At 67.0% G+C, this 16,796-nt stretch carries 17 protein-coding genes; 10 read left to right on the forward strand and 7 right to left on the reverse strand.

What is annotated here, in order from left to right:
• Positions 1-24 precede the first annotated feature (24 nt).
• Positions 25-444, reverse strand: a complete 420-nt coding sequence (locus AC07U0_RS08225) for a hypothetical protein (protein ID WP_494719544.1) — start codon at positions 442-444, stop codon at positions 25-27.
• 52 nt (positions 445-496) lie between these two features.
• On the opposite strand from AC07U0_RS08225, the gene AC07U0_RS08230 reads away from it, so the two are divergent.
• The 5 genes from AC07U0_RS08230 (at position 497) to AC07U0_RS08250 (ending at position 5,312) form a co-directional block, all read left to right on the forward strand.
• Positions 497-739: a hypothetical protein gene (locus tag AC07U0_RS08230; RefSeq protein ID WP_494719781.1), complete on the forward strand. Its 243-nt coding sequence runs from the start codon at positions 497-499 to the stop codon at positions 737-739.
• A gap of 104 nt (positions 740-843) precedes the next feature.
• Positions 844-3,732: a M16 family metallopeptidase gene (locus AC07U0_RS08235; protein WP_494719545.1), complete on the forward strand. Its 2,889-nt coding sequence runs from the start codon at positions 844-846 to the stop codon at positions 3,730-3,732.
• A gap of 124 nt (positions 3,733-3,856) precedes the next feature.
• Positions 3,857-4,201 carry an ArsR/SmtB family transcription factor gene (locus AC07U0_RS08240; RefSeq protein WP_494719546.1) on the forward strand — a complete coding sequence of 115 codons (345 nt, stop codon included), beginning with the start codon at positions 3,857-3,859 and terminating at the stop codon, positions 4,199-4,201.
• Positions 4,198-4,902 carry an MIP/aquaporin family protein gene (locus AC07U0_RS08245; protein WP_494719547.1) on the forward strand — a complete coding sequence of 235 codons (705 nt, stop codon included), beginning with the start codon at positions 4,198-4,200 and terminating at the stop codon, positions 4,900-4,902. Before AC07U0_RS08240 ends, AC07U0_RS08245 begins: the two co-directional genes overlap by 4 nt.
• On the forward strand, positions 4,899-5,312 hold the full coding sequence (locus AC07U0_RS08250; RefSeq protein ID WP_494719548.1) for an arsenate reductase family protein: 414 nt from the start codon (positions 4,899-4,901) through the stop codon (positions 5,310-5,312). Before AC07U0_RS08245 ends, AC07U0_RS08250 begins: the two co-directional genes overlap by 4 nt.
• A 67-nt stretch (positions 5,313-5,379) precedes the next feature.
• Here AC07U0_RS08250 and AC07U0_RS08255 read toward each other — a convergent pair whose 3' ends face one another.
• Positions 5,380-5,922: an OmpA family protein gene (locus AC07U0_RS08255; RefSeq protein ID WP_494719782.1), complete on the reverse strand. Its 543-nt coding sequence runs from the start codon at positions 5,920-5,922 to the stop codon at positions 5,380-5,382.
• 364 nt (positions 5,923-6,286) lie between these two features.
• On the opposite strand from AC07U0_RS08255, the gene AC07U0_RS08260 reads away from it, so the two are divergent.
• The 4 genes from AC07U0_RS08260 (at position 6,287) to AC07U0_RS08275 (ending at position 9,808) form a co-directional block, all read left to right on the forward strand.
• The gene (locus tag AC07U0_RS08260; protein WP_494719549.1) at positions 6,287-7,093 is read left to right on the forward strand and encodes a hypothetical protein; all 807 of its coding nucleotides are present in this window, start codon (positions 6,287-6,289) and stop codon (positions 7,091-7,093) included.
• 212 nt (positions 7,094-7,305) lie between these two features.
• Positions 7,306-8,136 carry an alpha/beta fold hydrolase gene (locus AC07U0_RS08265; protein WP_494719550.1) on the forward strand — a complete coding sequence of 277 codons (831 nt, stop codon included), beginning with the start codon at positions 7,306-7,308 and terminating at the stop codon, positions 8,134-8,136.
• Between the two features lie 61 nt (positions 8,137-8,197).
• The gene (locus AC07U0_RS08270; RefSeq protein WP_492031434.1) at positions 8,198-8,509 is read left to right on the forward strand and encodes a GNAT family N-acetyltransferase; all 312 of its coding nucleotides are present in this window, start codon (positions 8,198-8,200) and stop codon (positions 8,507-8,509) included.
• A gap of 90 nt (positions 8,510-8,599) precedes the next feature.
• Complete coding sequence (locus AC07U0_RS08275; RefSeq protein WP_494719551.1) at positions 8,600-9,808, forward strand: LL-diaminopimelate aminotransferase; 1,209 nt, start codon at positions 8,600-8,602, stop codon at positions 9,806-9,808.
• A gap of 94 nt (positions 9,809-9,902) precedes the next feature.
• Here AC07U0_RS08275 and AC07U0_RS08280 read toward each other — a convergent pair whose 3' ends face one another.
• The 5 genes from AC07U0_RS08280 to lepA all read right to left on the reverse strand — a co-directional run bounded on the left by AC07U0_RS08280 (position 9,903) and on the right by lepA (position 15,398).
• Positions 9,903-11,135 carry a type II restriction endonuclease gene (locus AC07U0_RS08280; protein ID WP_494719552.1) on the reverse strand — a complete coding sequence of 411 codons (1,233 nt, stop codon included), beginning with the start codon at positions 11,133-11,135 and terminating at the stop codon, positions 9,903-9,905.
• Positions 11,135-11,584: a very short patch repair endonuclease gene (locus AC07U0_RS08285; RefSeq protein ID WP_494719553.1), complete on the reverse strand. Its 450-nt coding sequence runs from the start codon at positions 11,582-11,584 to the stop codon at positions 11,135-11,137. The genes AC07U0_RS08280 and AC07U0_RS08285 overlap by 1 nt, the downstream gene beginning before the upstream one ends.
• Positions 11,577-12,779, reverse strand: coding sequence for a DNA (cytosine-5-)-methyltransferase (gene dcm, locus AC07U0_RS08290; protein WP_494719554.1), 1,203 nt, complete (start codon positions 12,777-12,779; stop codon positions 11,577-11,579). The genes AC07U0_RS08285 and dcm overlap by 8 nt, the downstream gene beginning before the upstream one ends.
• A gap of 91 nt (positions 12,780-12,870) precedes the next feature.
• On the reverse strand, positions 12,871-13,587 hold the full coding sequence (locus AC07U0_RS08295) for an SseB family protein (protein ID WP_494719555.1): 717 nt from the start codon (positions 13,585-13,587) through the stop codon (positions 12,871-12,873).
• A 2-nt stretch (positions 13,588-13,589) separates the two neighbouring features.
• On the reverse strand, positions 13,590-15,398 hold the full coding sequence (gene lepA / locus AC07U0_RS08300; RefSeq protein WP_494719556.1) for a translation elongation factor 4: 1,809 nt from the start codon (positions 15,396-15,398) through the stop codon (positions 13,590-13,592).
• A gap of 231 nt (positions 15,399-15,629) precedes the next feature.
• On the opposite strand from lepA, the gene AC07U0_RS08305 reads away from it, so the two are divergent.
• Positions 15,630-16,787 (forward strand): efflux RND transporter periplasmic adaptor subunit, encoded by a 1,158-nt coding sequence (locus tag AC07U0_RS08305; RefSeq protein ID WP_494719557.1) that lies wholly within the window; start codon positions 15,630-15,632, stop codon positions 16,785-16,787.
• Positions 16,788-16,796: the final 9 nt, after the last annotated feature.

The following is a 16,796-nucleotide window of genomic DNA, read 5'->3' on the forward strand; positions in this document are numbered from 1 at the left end:
GCCCGAGGATGACGGATTGTGTTGTTACCGCTTGCGGAACCGGCTCGCTTCCGCCGCCAGGTTCGACCCCCAGTCGGTTTCCTTGACGTCCGGCTCGGCCACGAACGGCAGCTCCCCCGCCAAGCCTCTCATCGCGAGCACCAGCGGCAGGGCCAGATGCGGCAGGAGCCTCAGCGGCTTCCTCTTCTTGTCGGTCACGTCCCAGCCCTCGGCCTCGAACGCCTCGACCATGTCCGACGGCGACAGCCGCTCGATCCGGTCCCAGTCGGCGGGCTTCTCCACATCGTCGGCCGCGTCCAGCGACAGGCCGAACAGGGCGACGGACAGGGCGTCGATCTCGTCGCGGCCCTCGGGCACATCCGGATCGGCGAAACGCGGCTTCATCAGCGCCTTCAGCTCCAGATCGTCGACGCCGGGCAGGTCTCTGAGGGTTCGCAAGGTCATGGCCGACGGTTTAGCGCTTGACCGCGGGGACGAACAGGCCGCCATGCAGGCGATGGCAACAGAAACCGTCTACATCGTCCAGGCCTATGTCCAGGGACGCGGCAAGGCCCTGAAGGCCGAACCCCAGGTCGGCTGCAAGACGCCCGAGGAGGCCCGTCGCAAGGCCGAGCGTCTGGCGCCCCTGCGCCTCGGCGTCGTGGCCTTTTCGGTCTCGGCCGATACCGAGATGGGCGACTATGACGAGAACCCGACCATCCTGTTCAAGGCCGGCCAGCTGCCCGAGATGTTCGACTGAGACGACCGGTCGCAGCGGCAGACTCAACATTACAGCGTCGTAACTTCCGACCCGCGTTCTTGCTGATACGGTCCCGCGTCCCCTACGCCGCCGGAGTTCAGCCCATGTCCCGTCTCGCCCCGCTTCGCGGACTCGTCTTCGGCTGTTCCCTGCTGGCCCTGGCCGCCGGAGCCCCCGCCATGGCCCAGACCCCCGCGCCTGCCGCCGCCGGCCTTGAAGCCTTGACCCCGCCGCCGCTGAACTTCACCCACCGCACCCTGGCCAACGGGCTGAACGTCTACGCCATGCCCGATGCGACGGCCGGCACGGTGACGGTCCAGCTCTGGTACGATGTTGGCGGCAAGGACGACCCCGAGGGCCGCTCCGGCTTCGCCCACCTGTTCGAGCACATCCTGTCGAGGAAGACGGTCAACCTGCCCTACGGCCAGATCTCGACCATGGTCGAGAACGCGGGCGGCTCGCGCAACGCCTCCACCGGTCAGGACACCACCAACTATTACGAGACCGTCCCGCCGCAGTATCTGCAGCAGATGCTGTGGACCCACGCCGAGCGGATGGCCCGCCCGGTGGTCGACCAGGCGGTGTTTGACGCCGAGCGTTCCATCGTCAAGGAAGAGCTGCGCCAGCGCGTCTATGCCCCGCCCTACGGCCGCCTCGGCGTCTTCATCATCGGCGACAACGCCTATGACGACCACATCTATCGCCGTCAGGTGATCGGCTCGATCGAGCAGCTGGACACCGCTACCCTGCCCGACGCCCTGGCCTTCCACGAAGCCTACTACCGTCCGGCCACCGCGACCCTGATCGTCTCGGGCAATTTCGACCCGGCCCAGCTGGATCAATGGGTCGACCAGTATTTCGCCGGCATCGAGAACCCGGCCCGCCCGGTCCCGCATTTCGAGCGCCCGGCCTTCGTCAAACGCACCCAGCCGCGTTCGATCGTGGCTTATGCGCCCAACGTCCCCCTGCCCGCCATCGCCGCCATCTGGCAGGGCGTCCGCGCCTCGGACCCCGACGGCCCCGCCCTGGAGGTGATGAGCGCCATCCTGTCGCGCGGCGAATCCAGCCGCCTGTATCAGGCCTTGGTCTATGACAAACAGCTGGCCGCCTCGGCCTATCTGCGCGCCGGCGGCGATGACGAGGAAGGCGGCTCCATCACCGCCCAGGTCACCGTCGCCCAGGGCAAGTCCATCGATGACGCCGAGGCCGCGCTCAATGCCGAACTCGACCGCATCCGCAACACCGCCGTCACCCCGGCCGAACTGCTGGAGGCCCAGACCGAACTGCTGTCACAGGAGCTGCGCGGCCGCGAAACCGCCTCGGGCCGCGCCTTCTCGCTCGGTTCGGCCGTCATCGCCGAGCACGATCCCTCCGCGCCGGACAAACGGGTCGCCGCCATCAAGGCCGTGACCATCGCCGATGTCCAGCGCGTCGCCCGCCAGTATCTCGACGACAGCGGCCGGGTCTCGATCCGCTATCTCGACGAAAGCCAGCGTCCGGAAGGCACGCCCGACTTCGACCATCAGACCGGCTGGAAGAACCCGACGCCCGTCCCGACCTTCCTGACTGTGCCGCCCGCCATCCTTCCGCCCAACGCCCTGAAGCCCGAGGGTGAGCGCGAGGCCCCGCCGCCGCTGGGCGCCGCCCGCCCGGCAGTGGCCCCTGTCATCGCTGAACGCACCCTGCCCAACGGCCTGCGGGTCATCGTGGCGAAGTCCACCGACCTGCCGATCATGAACGCCCAGCTGGTCATCGCCGGCGGGGCCGCGGCCGATCCGGCGACCCGCCCGGGTCTGGCCTCCATGACCGCCAACCTCGCCACCCAAGGGGCCGGCGGCCGCACCGCCCCCGAGATCGCCCGCACCCTCGAAGCGCTCGGCGCCAATATCGGCGGCGGCGCCGGGGCGGATTCCACCACCCTGTTCGTCTCGGCGCCCAAGGCCTCGGCCGAGGCCGTCGGGGCGGTCCTGTCCGACGTGGTGCAGAAGCCGACCTATGCGCCGGAAGAGCTGGAGCGGTCGCGCGTCCAGTCCGTCAATGCGCTCCGCGTCGCCCTGCGCCAGCCGGGCCCGCTGGCCTCCCAGGTCCTGAACCGCATCGCCTATGGCGCCGCGCCCTACGGCGCGCCCTCGGGCGGCACCGTGGCCTCGCTCGGCGCCATCAGCCGTGACGAGATCGTCGGCTTCCATGATGCGTGGTGGCGGCCCGATAACGCCGCCCTGATCATCACCGGCGGCATGACGGCCGAAGAGGGCTTCGCCTTCGCCGAACGCACCTTGGGCGGCTGGGCCAAGCCGGCCAACGCCGTCCCGACCGTCGGCGCCCGCGCCGGCGAAGTCCAGGCCCCGCGCGTCGTGGTCATCGACCTGCCGGGTTCGGGCCAGGCCGCTGTCTCCGCCGCCGTGCGCGGTCCGAACCGCTCGGATCCGTCCTTCTATCCGCTCGCGGTCGCCAACGCCGTCATCGGCGGCGGCCAGAACGGTCACCTGTTCCAGGAAGTCCGGGCCAAGCGCGGCCTCAGCTACGGCGCCTATTCGGCGCTCGGCTCGCGCGTCGACAGCGCCCTCCTGACCGCCTCGACCCAGACCAAGAACGAGAGCGCGGCCGATGTGGTCGAACTGGTTCTGGCCGAGCTCGACCGGCTCAAGACCGAAACGGTCACCCCGACGGCGGCGACCGACCGCGAGACCTTCCTGACCGGCGGCTTCTCGCGCTCGATCGAAACCACGGGCGGTCTGGGCGGCTTCCTCGCCGAGGCCGTGACCCTGGGCCTGCCGCTCGATGAGAGCACGGCCTATGCGACCAAGATCGACGCGGTGACGCCCGAGACGATCCAGTCCGCCGCTGTCGCCACGCTCGGCTCGGACCGGGCCTATGTCGTGGTCGTCGGCAACGCCTCGATGTTCATCGACGCCCTGCGCGCCAAACATCCGGATCTGGTGGTCATCCCGGCCGCCTCGCTCGACCTCGGCAGCCCGACGCTGGGCCTCTGAAAACCCGGGCGCTGAGGTCCCGCCTCAGCGCCCGAAATGCTCCAGCAGGAAGGCCGCCCTGGCGCGGTCAACGTCCCGACAACCGAAGGCTTGCGTCGCCTATCATTTCCATAATACTGGAAATATGGAATCTATATTCGCCGCCGAAATGCTGTCCGCCCTCGGTCACCCGGGTCGGCTCGCCGTCTTCCGCCTGCTGGTCAGGGCCGGCCCGACGGGACTGGCGGCGGGAGAGGTCGCGCGGACGCTCGACATCCTGCCCAACACCCTCTCGGCCAATCTGAACATCCTCGCGCAGGCCGGACTGACCGCATCCCGCCGCGACGGGCGGTCGATCCTCCACGCGGCCCGTTTCGACCAGATGCAGGGGCTTCTCGGCTGGCTGGTCGAGGACTGCTGCAACGGTCATCCGGAGATTTGCGCGCCCCTCGCCGAGACCGCGCGGGTCTGTTGCGAACCTGCGGCGTGACCACCGAAATCCTCGCCCACCCGACCCCGCTGGGCTTCGACCTGCCCCGGCGATTGGCGGACGAGGCCCTCAGCTCGGCTCTGCTGCTGACCGTCGTCGCCGGCTCCGGCGTCATGGGTCAGCGGCTGGCGAACGGCAACGACGCCGTCGCCCTTCTGGGAAACAGCCTCGCCACCGGCTGCGGCCTCATCGTTCTGATCTGGATCTTCGGCCCGGTCTCCGGCGCCCACTTCAATCCTGTCGTGACCCTGACCGCCGTCCTGCGTCGCCACCTCGATTACCGGAGCGCGCTCGCCTATGTCGTCGCCCAGACCTTTGGCGCCGTCGTCGGCGTCTGGATCGTCCATCTGATGTTCGGTCTGCCACTGCTTCAGGTTTCGACCCACGTCCGATCTGGCGGCGGTCAGGTCCTCGCTGAGGCGGTCGCGACCTTCGGGCTGATGGCGACCATCCTCGGCACATCGCGTTTCCGGCCCGAGACGACCCCGGTCGCGGTCGGCCTCTACATCACCGCCGCCTACTGGTTCACGGCCTCGACGTCCTTTGCCAATCCGGCGGTGACCCTGGCCCGATCCCTGACCGACACCTTCGCGGGCATCGCGCCCGCCAGCGTCCCTGCCTTCATTCTCGCCCAGATCGCCGGCGCCCTGGTGGCCACGGCCGTGTTCGGCTGGCTTTTGACCCCACGGAAACTCTCATGAGCGACCCGGAATTCCCTGTCGTCATCTTCCACAACCCCGATTGCGGAACCTCGCGCAACGTCGTCGCCATGGTGCGAGCGGCGGGCTACGAACCGGAGATCGTCGAATACCTGCAAACGGGCTGGTCGCAGCACCAGCTCCTCGACCTCGCGGCGCGCGCGGGTCTGGGTCTGAAGGCCCTGATGCGGACAAAGGGAACGCCGGCCGAGGCGCTCGGCCTGCTCGCGGACGACGTGACCGCCGCGCAGATCGTCGAGGCCATGCTGGCCCACCCGATCCTCGTCAACCGGCCCCTCGTCGAGACGCCGAAAGGCGTGAAACTGTGCCGTCCGTCGGAGGTCGTGTTCGACCTGCTGGAACGGCGACCGGACGTCTTCGTCAAGGAAGACGGCGAGATCGTCCGGGTCTGAACTCAAAACGGGCGGCGGCCCCCGGTACGCCATACGCGACACACGTCGGGCGGGCCGCCGCCGTCGATTACGTCAGGACGACGATGGCCACCCGACGGTTCTGGGCGCGGCCTTCGCGGGTCGTGTTCGGCGCGACCGGGGTCTCGGCGCCGTAGGAGATGGTCGACATCCGGTTCAGGGCGATGCCCTGACGGCTGAGCGACCGGCGAACCGCCTCGGCCCGCTGGGCGCCGAGTTCCTCGTTGTATTCCGGGCTGCCGGTGGAATCGGTGAAGCCCTGGATTTCGAGATAGACGTTGCGGTTCTCGCCCTTCAGACGCGTGGCCAGTTCGGCCAGACGCTGTTCAGCCTCCGGCGACAGGTCGTGGGCGTCGGTCGGGAATTTGACCGAGTCGTCCGACAGCACGACCTGATAGAGGAACTTGCCCTCGGCCAGCTTATGCGCGTCATTGGCGCGCTGAAGCGCCTGACCCGCCGTGCCCTCGACCTGGGCCAGATGCTGGTCGGTGGCGTCGACGCGGGCGTCAACCACGGCCACATTGTCCCGTACGAAGCGATGGGAGGCGCAGCCGCTTGCGGTGAGCCCCACCATCATCACGACACCGGCCATGGCCACCGCGCGGGGGGTGAAACGCCCCTTGAAGGTGGTGACGGGCGCGGCGCCCATGAATGTCGATCTGATCAAGATCAGTCTCCTTATTCCGGCGGGGCGCGACGTCCGCGTGAATGCGCCCGGTCAGGTGCAAGGTCGGAATCGGCCTCAGAATGACCGGGAAAGGGCCGGATTACGTCAGCTTGACCATAAGATTTTCAGTGACTTGGGACCTTTCGCGAAGCGAAACGCGCGAGGTCGCCGCCACGTTCCTGACGCGCGCGAATGATCTTTTTTTCGCGTGTCGACGCCGCCTTCAGAGAGACAGGACGCCACCCGGGCCGGAACGCGACCCGGAACCCGGCGCCGTCGTGCGATCGCCGTGGCGGCCAGCGTCGGCTTCCACCTGCTTCTGGTCGCCCTTCTCCTGCCTTTCGCGACCCACGCGCCGCCCCTGGCGATGGACCCGCCGGTCGTCGTCACCCTGACCCGGCCAGAGCCGCCGCCCGTCGCCCCGCCCGCCCCCACGCCGGGCTCCGATCCCGGCGGCGGCGCTCCCGCCGAGAAGGCCGAGAAACCCACGCCTCCAAAAGCGCCCGAACCCGCCGCCCCCCTGCCGGCGCCCAAACCCGTCCCGGCGCCTGTTCGCCATCGTCCGGCCCGCACTCCTCCCCCCACGGTCCCGACGGTCGTCGCGGCCGCCGCCCCGGCCTCGACCGAGGGCCAGATTTCGGTCGTCGGCGAGGCCCAACTGGCCGGAGCCCTGACCGCCGGATCGGGTCAGGGCACAGGCCCCGGCGACGGGTCCGGCCTCGGCTCCGGCAATGGCGCGGGTCCGGGCAGCGGAACCGGCGGCGGCCGGTGCGACATGGTCGAACGCCTCCAGACCGTGCTGCGCCGCGACGCCAATATCCGCGCCGTCGCCGCCAGCGCCCATTCGTCTCTCTCCGGAGGTCGCGGCGCCCTGCTGGTCTGGAACGGCGACTGGCTCAGGAACCCCGGTCAGGAGGGCAAGGGTCTGGCCGGCCTGCGTCAGGCTATCGCCGTCGAGGTCGCCTTCGCCCCGGCCGCCTGCCGCGCCCAGGTCGTCAACGGCTTGGTATTGATCCGCCTCGGAGACGCTCCCGGCGATCCGCGTCTCGCCCTCGGCGCGGGCCGCTGGCGCTGGTCCGACCTGCTGGGCCTCTGACGAGCGAAGATCACCGTTCGACGACGGTCGCGGATTCGTAAACGGTCGTTTCCGAAACTGCGCCTTTCAGAAACAATGTGTTTCGACCGTTTCTATTTCCGATCCTCAGGGTTCGGGTAGCTTGGCCTCACACCGGTCGCGGCGGCGACGAAAGCCCCTCCCCGGTGAGTACCCAAGCTTCGTCCCCCAACTCTGAAATCAGGATCAGAACCATGCCCTTCGTGAACGCCGCCGACGGTACGCCCATCTTCTACAAGGACTGGGGCCCGAAAGACGCCCAGCCCATCGTCTTCCACCACGGCTGGCCCCTCAGCGCCGATGACTGGGACGCCCAGATGATGTTCTTCCTGGCCAAGGGCTTCCGCGTCGTCGCCCACGACCGCCGCGGCCACGGCCGCTCGGGTCAGGCCTCCGAAGGCCACGACATGGACACCTACGCCGCCGACGCCGCGGCCGTTTATGAGGCCCTCGACCTGAAGAATGCGGTCCACATCGGTCACTCGACCGGCGGCGGCGAAGTCGTCCGCTACGTCGTCAAACACGGCGCCGGCCGCGTCGCCAAGGCCGTCCTCGTCAGCGCCGTCCCGCCCCTGATGCTCAAGACCGAGGCCAACCCCGGCGGCCTGCCCATCGAGGTCTTCGACAGCTTCCGCGCCGGCACCGCCGCCAACCGCGCCCAGTTCTTCCGCGACGTCGCCGCCGGCCCCTTCTACGGCTTCAACCGCGAAGGCGTCGAACCGCAGGAAGGCGTCATCCAGAACTGGTGGCGGCAGGGCATGATGGGCTCGGCCAAGGCCCACTACGATGGCATCAAGGCCTTCTCCGAGACCGACTTCACCGAGGACCTGAAAGCCATCACCGTCCCGACCCTGGTGCTGCACGGCGACGACGACCAGGTGGTGCCGATCGCGGACTCCGCCCCGCTCTCCGCCGCCCTGGTCAAGGGCAGCCAGCTGAAGATCTACCCCGGCTTCCCGCACGGCATGCTGACCACCCACGCCGACGTCATCAACCCCGACCTGCTGGCCTTCATCCAGGCCTGATCCCCGACTTCCGCGCCCGCTCTCCGGAGCGGGCGCCCCTCCCCATCCTGAAAGTCCCCCCATGTCCGACCTCGACCCCGAAATCACCGACAACCGCGAGACCCACCGCTACGAGCTGGTCGTCGACGGCCAGACCGCCGTGGTCCAGTACAATGAGGTCGCCGGCGGCCTGCTGATCTCCGAGACCCTCGTTCCGGTCCCGCTCGAAGGCCGCGGCATCGCCAGCCGTCTGGCGAAACACGTCCTGACCGACATCCGCAACCGCGGCCTCGTCGTCCTGCCCACCTGCCCCTTCTTCGCCGGCTATATCCAGAAGCACCGCGAATGGGCCGACATCGTCCACCCCCACTACCGCACCGCGCTCGGCCTCTGACGCATCTTTCTGAGGGCGGATCACGCAAGCCTCTTGCGTCTTCCGCCCCTTGGCTTCACCTCGGCGGCAAGCCTTCCCTGTGAGCCGACGATGTCCGAAGAATTCTACCGCATGCGGCGCCTGCCGCCCTATGTGATCGCCGAAGTCAACAATATGCGTCACGCCGCCCGCACCGCCGGCGAGGACGTCATCGACCTCGGCATGGGCAATCCGGACCTGCCCCCGCCCGCCCACGTCATCGACAAGCTGATCGAGGTCGCCCGCAACCCCGACGCCCACGGCTATTCCCAGTCGCGCGGCATCCCGGGCCTGCGTCGCGCCCAGGCCAACTATTACGCCCGCCGCTTCGGCGTCGACCTCGACCCCGAGACCGAGGTCATCGTCACCATGGGCTCCAAGGAGGGTCTGGCCAGCCTCGCCACCGCCATCACCGAGCCCGGCGACGTGGTCCTGGCCCCCAACCCCTCCTACCCGATCCACACCTTCGGCTTCATCATCGCCGGCGCCGCCATCCGCAGCGTCCCGACCACGCCCGACGAGAAGTATTTCGAGGCGCTCGAGCGGGCCATGGCCTACACCGTGCCGCGCCCCAAGGTGCTGGTGATGAACTATCCGTCCAACCCCACGGCCGAGACGGTGGACCTGGCCTTCTATGAGCGCGTCGTCGCCTTTGCGAAGGCCAACGACCTCTGGATCATCTCCGACCTCGCCTATTCCGAGCTCTATTACGACGGCAAGCCGACCGTCTCGATCCTTCAGGTCCCGGGCGCCAAGGACGTGGCCATCGAGTTCACCTCCCTGTCCAAGACCTATTCCATGGCCGGCTGGCGCATGGGCTTCGCGGTCGGCAACAAGCGGTTGATCGCGGCCATGGCGCGGGTGAAGTCCTACCTCGACTACGGCGCCTTCACCCCCATCCAGGCCGCCGCCGTCGCCGCCCTGAACGGGCCGCAGGATATCGTCGAGAAGAACCGCGCCCTGTATCACAAGCGCCGCGACGTCCTGTGCAAGAGCTTCACCGCCGCCGGCTGGGAGATCCCCAAACCCGCCGCCTCCATGTTCGCCTGGGCCCCCCTGCCCCCGGCGCTGGCGCATCTGGGGTCGCTGGAGTTCTCCAAACAGCTCCTCACCCACGCCAAGGTCGCCGTCGCCGCCGGCGTCGGCTACGGCGAGAACGGCGAGGGCTATGTCCGCATCGCCCTGGTCGAGAACGAACAGCGCATCCGTCAGGCCGCCCGCAACATCAAGGCCTTCCTCAAGGCCCGCGGCGTCAACGGCCCTTTCGGCGACGAAGCGTAGCGGAGGCCGACTTCACCTCCCCATCGCCGCCGGGCGATGGGGAGGACAGACCACGCAGCGGTCAGGAAGGGGCGACACGATGCGTCAGGTTAGCTCAGGCATCTCGTTGCCTCTTGGCGGCGAGCTCGACGAAGTCGCTGACTGACATGAGCCACTGCTGTTGAGCGGGCTGATAGGTGGTGTGAATGCCAGCCGGCAAAATGAGCTGAAGTCTCTCCTGTTGCATTTCGTCCGTCTGGTTGACCGAAATACCCGGCTCCAGCGTCACCAGATGTTTGGCCTGAACGCGCGCGCCTTCAGAGAGCACTTGTCGCCAACGGTCCTTACAACTTGACTTCGCCCCCAACAGAAGGAGCCGTTCTGTTGGGAAGGTTGCGTCGTGGTAGGCCCTTGAACCGGGGAACAGGAAGTCTGGCTTGCGCTTCCCTTCCGTCTGGGCGCCGCGCTCAAACTCCAATCCAGACTCAGCGAACAGATATTGGAGGTGGTTTTCGAGCGAATAGCCTGCTCTCGATTTTCTCCTGTTCTGGACGCTCAGAGAAAACTGCACAAAGCCATCGACATCTGTCTGGCCGCCGTTGGCGAACCCCTGATCCAGTCGCTCAGCGATCAAGTGCCTTTCGAACGTGTAGAAGAGAAGTTCTTCCAGCTCGAGCCAGCTCATAAGGGTGCCGTCGGGGTCAGCGAGGATATTGGCTTGGCCGAAAAGCTGTCGCGCGAAAGCCGAAAAGACGGCTGTGGTCGGAAAGCGGTTGCCAAATTTCTTGACGAGTTTGGACAGATAGGTCGCGTCCTCAACGCTCGCGTCTACCCCGATCAGGCCCAGAACGTATCTGGCTGACAGACCAAGCTCGACGTCGTCATTGCCGCGAAGATCGCGCTCCACGGCCTCGTCACCGCCAATAGTGAGGCCGAAAAGCCAGAGGAGCTGCTTCTCTATGGTGCTCCCGCTCGAACAGAACAGAAGCGTCAGGCTCTCATCACGGCCACACAGGACAAAAAGGGTATCTCCCGCATTGGCCCTGTAGACGATCGGCTCAGCGGCAACCGGGTAATACATTCGAGGTTCTGGCTCCCGATGAGCCTTCCCGCGTCGGCTATCATACCAGGTGACAGCCCCCTCAAAGACCTGCGGCTCCTCGTCGTCAGCGAGCCACACGTATTTCGCGATGATGGACCGCTTCTCCGTCGGCACCCCGAGAAAGGTCTGAAATGCATCCACGCCCTGAAGTTCATGGCCGCGAGACACCGAAGGGTCGACCTCGGTTCCGGACAGCGACTTCACGCCCAAGCCGGCAAAATAACTCGAGAGATGACCGCGCTTCATCAACTGCCCCTGATGGCCAGTCCGGTCCTGTCGGATTTCAACCACCCGACCAGTTCGTCCGTCAGGTCATCTAACGTCAACCGCTGCCGCCCCTTCAAAGCGCACTCCCACACCGTCCCGACCCGCCACCCATCGGCCAGCAGCTTCGCTTCCGCTGCCGCATCCACCGCCCGGTTCCGCCCGATCTTCTCCCGCCAGAACTCCGGCCGGGTCGAAGGCCATTTGAACAGATGACAATCGTGGCCGTGCCAGAAGCAGCCGTGGACGAAGATCACGGCCCGGTATTTCGGCAGGCACAAATCCGGCTTGCCCGGCAGCTTGCAGTGCAGCCGGTAACGGAAGCCACGCGCGTGCAACGCCTTGCGGATGGTCAGTTCCGGCTTGGTGTTCTTGCCCCGGATACCGGACATCATCCGGCTACGGGTCGCCGGATCGACGACGTCAGCCAACGGCGGCTTTGGGTTTCTTGCCGAGGGCCCGGAACAGGTGCGGCTTCACATGTTCGGCGACGGCCTTCACCGCCGGGACAACCACTGAGTTGCCGAATTGGCGATAGGCCTGGGTGTCCGACACAGGGATGATGAACTCATTGCCCTGGGCGCTGTCGAAGCCCATCAGCCGGGCGCATTCGCGCGGCGTCAGACGACGCGGGACCGACTGCCCTTCCCGCTTCACCAGGATTTCCGACCCGTCCTTGTAGTAGCGCGCCGACAGGGTGCGGGCGACGTCGCCGGGCCCGACCAGACCGAAGCCGAAGCCATTGCCGGCCGCTTGGTGCTTTTCCTTGTAGCGCTGCAGATAGTTCCACAGGTGATCGGTCAGGGTATATTTGTCCGAGACCCGGCCCGAGTTGCCGACGGTGAACCGCTGGTCCGGAACTTCCGATCCATCGCCGGGATGCAGGATGACTTCCAGCTTCGGCGCGGCGTCGGGCATCTTCATATCCGCGAAGCGGAAGGCCTGATCCTCGCGGAAGCCGACGATGAAAATCCGCTCGCGATGCTGCGGCGTCCAGTAGCGGCCGTCGATCACACGCCAGTCTATCGTATAGCCGAGATCCTGGAGGACTTCCTTGATCGTCTGGAAGGTCTTGCCTTTGTCGTGACTGACTAGGTTGCGGACGTTCTCCAGCAGGAAGGCCGCCGGCTGGTGGTGTTTGATGATCCGCGCCACGTCGAAGAACAGAGTGCCTTGGGTCTTGTCCTCGAACCCGTGGGCGCGGCCTAGGGCGTTCTTCTTGGACACGCCCGCGATCGAGAAGGGCTGGCACGGGAAGCCGGCCAGCAGCACGTCGTGGGCCGGGATGTCCTCGACATCCACCTTGGTGATGTCGCCGTTGATTTCGTGATCGTCGTTCGGGAAGTTCGCCGCGTAGGTCTTCTGGCTGTACTTGTCCCACTCGGAGGTGAAGACACATTTCCCGCCGATCGACTCGAACCCCCGTCGCAACCCGCCAATCCCGGCGAACAGGTCGATGAAGGTAAAGTCGGCCACGTCCGTGCCTGCACCAACTCCGGCGTGGACCAGCTCAAGCTTCGGTTGGGCGACAGCAGGTTTCGCAGGCCCCTCGATATAGCCGAGATCGACAGCCTTATCGGCCACCGCCCGACCCGCCTGCTTCACCATGATCGCATACTCCGACACGGCTGATTCCCGCGTTTATCCAGGATGACAGAGTGCCAGGTTTCCGCCAGGAGAACAAGAAGGGAACAAAATCAATCTCCCGCCTTACCCCTCAAACCAGCCGCAACCCCACGCCTTCGCCCGGGCCTTCCGGGGCGATGCTCATTTCCAGGGTCTCGCCATGGAAGTCGAGGCCGACGATGGAGGCGGTGACGCGGCGGCGGATCTCGGCCAGACCGGTCTTGCCGCGCACTTCCAGATACCAGCCGTCGGCGCGATTGTCGGCCCAGACGGCGCGGGCCAGCCAGGCGCCGGAGACCTGCGGGATGGCGACGGCGCTGCGCAGGCGGGCGACGAGGTTGAGCGGCTCGCGTTCGGGCGCGCTCAGGGTGACGTCGCCGACCTGAAGACGGGCGTCGCTGACGTCGAGGACGATCGCCGCGATCTCGGCGGGGCTGAGCGTCAGTCCGGGCGGGGCGCCGGGGTTCAGGACGACGCCGTTGGCCTCAAGCGCCTGAAGCGCGTGCAGGCCGCGCATCCCCATGACCGGGGTGTCGGGACCGAAGCCGGCTTTGGCCTTTTCCGGCGAGGTGAACAGGGCGGTCGGCTTCTGGCCGTCCGAGAGGGTGACGCCTTCCAGAATGAAGGGGCGGTCGACGCCCAGAACCTGACCCTCGGGCGGGACGCCGTCCGTGGGGACGACATAGACGACCTCGAACAGCAGGGCGTGTTCGAACACCGCCTGTCCCTTGACCGGGTCGGCGAGAAGGGCGGCGAGGGCCTTTTCGAGCGTATTGGGGGCGGGGGTCGGAATATAGGGGGCGACCATGATCAGTCCTCGTCCATCTTGAGGGCGGCGATGAAGGCTTCCTGCGGGATCTCGACCTTGCCGAACTGGCGCATCCGCTTCTTGCCGGCCTTCTGCTTCTCGAGGAGCTTCTTCTTGCGGGTGGCGTCGCCGCCGTAGCATTTCGACGTCACGTCCTTGCGCAGGGCGCGGACGGTTTCGCGGGCGATGATCTTGCCGCCGATGGCCGCCTGGATCGGGATGACGAACATATGGGGCGGGATCAGCTCCTTCATCTTCTCGACCATGCCGCGGCCGCGGGTCTCGGCGCGGGCGCGGTGGACCAGCATCGACAGGGCGTCGACGGGCTCGGCGTTGACGAGGATCGACATCTTCACCAGGTCGCCGACCTTGTAGTCGGTGATCTCGTAGTCGAACGAGGCATAGCCCTTGGAGATGGATTTCAGCCGGTCGTAGAAGTCGAAGACCACTTCGTTGAGCGGCAACTCATAGACCACCAAGGCGCGCGAGCCGACGTAGGACAGTTCGACCTGTGAGCCGCGGCGGTCCTGACACAGCTTGATGACGCTGCCGAGGTATTCGTCGGGGGTCAGGATGGTGGCCTTGATCCACGGCTCGGCGATCGACTCGATCTGCATCACGTCGGGCAGGTCGGCCGGGTTGTGCAGGTCGATCTCGGTGCCGTCGCGCAGCTGGATCTTGTAGACCACCGAGGGAGCGGTCGCGATCAGGTCGAGGTTGAACTCGCGGCTGAGGCGCTCCTGAATGATCTCCAGATGCAGCAGGCCGAGGAAGCCGCAGCGGAAGCCGAAGCCCAGGGCGGCGCTGGATTCCATCTCATAGGTGAAGGAGGCGTCGTTCAGGCGCAGCTTGCCGATGGCGGCGCGCAGGTCCTCGAAGTCGGCCGCGTCCACCGGGAACAGGCCGCAGAAGACCACCGACTGGACTTCCTTGAAGCCTTTCAGCGGTTCGGCGGTGGGCTTCTTCTCGTCGGTGATGGTGTCGCCGACGGCGGCGTGGGCGACTTCCTTGATCTGGGCGGTGATGAAGCCGACCTCGCCCGGGCCGAGCTGGTCGACCGGGGTGTTCTTGGGCAGGAAGACGCCGACGCGGTCGACCAGATGGGTCGAGCCGGATTGCATCATCTTGATGCGCTGGCCGGCCTTGAGCACGCCGTCGAAGACGCGGACCAGAAGGACGACGCCGAGATAGGGGTCGTACCAGGCGTCGACCAGCATGGCCTTCAGCGGGGCGTCGAGCTCGCCCTTCGGCGCCGGCAGGCGGGTGACGATGGCCTCCAGCACCTCCTCGATGCCGATGCCCGACTTGGCCGAGGCCATGACGGCGTCCGAGGCGTCGATGCCGATGACGTCCTCGATCTGCTGACGCACCCGGTCGGGCTCAGCCGCCGGCAGGTCGATCTTGTTCAGGACCGGAACTATTTCGTGATTATTATCAATGGCTTGGTAGACGTTTGCGAGCGTCTGCGCTTCAACGCCCTGGGACGCATCCACGACCAGCAGCGAGCCCTCGCACGCCGCCAGCGACCGCGACACCTCGTAGGCAAAGTCGACGTGACCGGGCGTGTCCATCAGGTTCAGGACATAGTCGAGCCCGTCTTTGGCCTTATAGTTCAGGCGCACGGTCTGCGCCTTGATGGTGATCCCCCGCTCCTTCTCGATCTCCATATTATCGAGAACCTGAGCCGACATTTCCCGCGCGGTCAGGCCGCCGGTAAATTGAATCAACCGGTCGGAAAGCGTGGATTTGCCGTGGTCAATGTGGGCTACCACACTGAAGTTGCGGATTCGGGAAATTGGGGGCGTCGTCATTGTGCGGCGCGGTTAGCATGGAGGGCGTCGGAACGCCAATCTTCGGCTAAGCGACAGGCTTCGAAGGCCCGATCTGGAACCGGTTCCGGCACGGATTACAATCCGGTAATGGCGAAGCTGGCGTTTGAGAACGGGCTGCGAACGCGGTAAGGCGAGTGAACCCGGAACGTCAGCTCGACGTTCTCGCCTCGCTTCCCCCGGGCGGGCGCTTATCGACAGGACGACTGACCCATGGCCCTCACGACCATGACACGGACCCGCAGCGCCTATGCGGGCGTGGCCCTGACGGCGACTTTGGCCCTGTTGGCGGCCTGCGGCGGCGGCAAGGAAGACGCGGCGAAGAAGGCGCAGCAGGAACAGGCGGCGGCCGGCCAGACGGTGACGGCGGCGACCGCGACCCTGACCAGCCTGCGCCGCAAGGTCTCGGCCTCGGGCAGCGTCTCGGCCTGGGAAGAGGTGCCGGTCGGCGCCGAGACCGGCGGTCTGACGGCGGTCGGCCTCTACGTCGATGAAGGCTCGTACGTGCGTCAGGGTCAGCCGCTGGTACAGATGAACGACGTCCTGCTGCGCGCCCAGCTGCGCCAGCAACAGGCGCAGGTCCAGACGGCGGAGGCCAATGTCGCCCGCGACGACGCGGCCCTGTCCCGCGCCCAGCAGCTGAAGGAGAAGGGCTTCCTCAGCCAGGCCTCCCTCGACACCTCGCTCGCCAACCAGCGCGCCTCGGCGGCCAATCTGGCCTCGGCCCGCGCGGCCCTGTCGGAGACCCAGACCCGGGTCAACCAGGCCACCATCCGCGCGCCCGTCTCGGGCCTGATCATCAGCCGCAGCGTGACCAAGGGCCAGATCATCTCGGCCGGCAGCGAACTGTTCCGCATGGTCCGCGACGGCCGTCTCGAACTCGACGCCCAGGTGCCCGAGACCGAACTGCCGCTGGTCCGCGCGGGTCAGGGCGCGGTCATCACTTCCGAACAGGCCAACGGCCCGGTCAGCGGCAGCGTGCGCATCGTCACGCCCCAGGTCGACGCCCAGACCCGTCTCGGCATCGCCCGCGTCACCCTGAGCCCCGGCAGCGGCCTGCGTCCGGGCATGTTCGCCCGCGCAGAGATCGACGTCGGCGACGCCCCGGCCCTGACCATTCCGGCCGCGGCCGTGGTGTTCCGCGAAGGCAAGCCCGGCGTCTATCTGATCGCCGCCAACAACACCGTCCGCTTCACCCCCGTCACGACCGGTGACCGGTCGGGCCAGACGGTGGTGATCACCAACGGCCTGCAGGCCGGCGCCCGCGTCGTGGTCCAGGGGGCCGGCTTCCTCGGCGACGGCGACCATGTGACGGTCAGCGCGGCGCCGGCCGCCGCTGCGCCTGCCGCCGCCGCTCCGGCCGCCCGCTAAGGACCCCGG

Source organism: Brevundimonas sp. GW821-FHT02A10 (assembly GCF_059422025.1).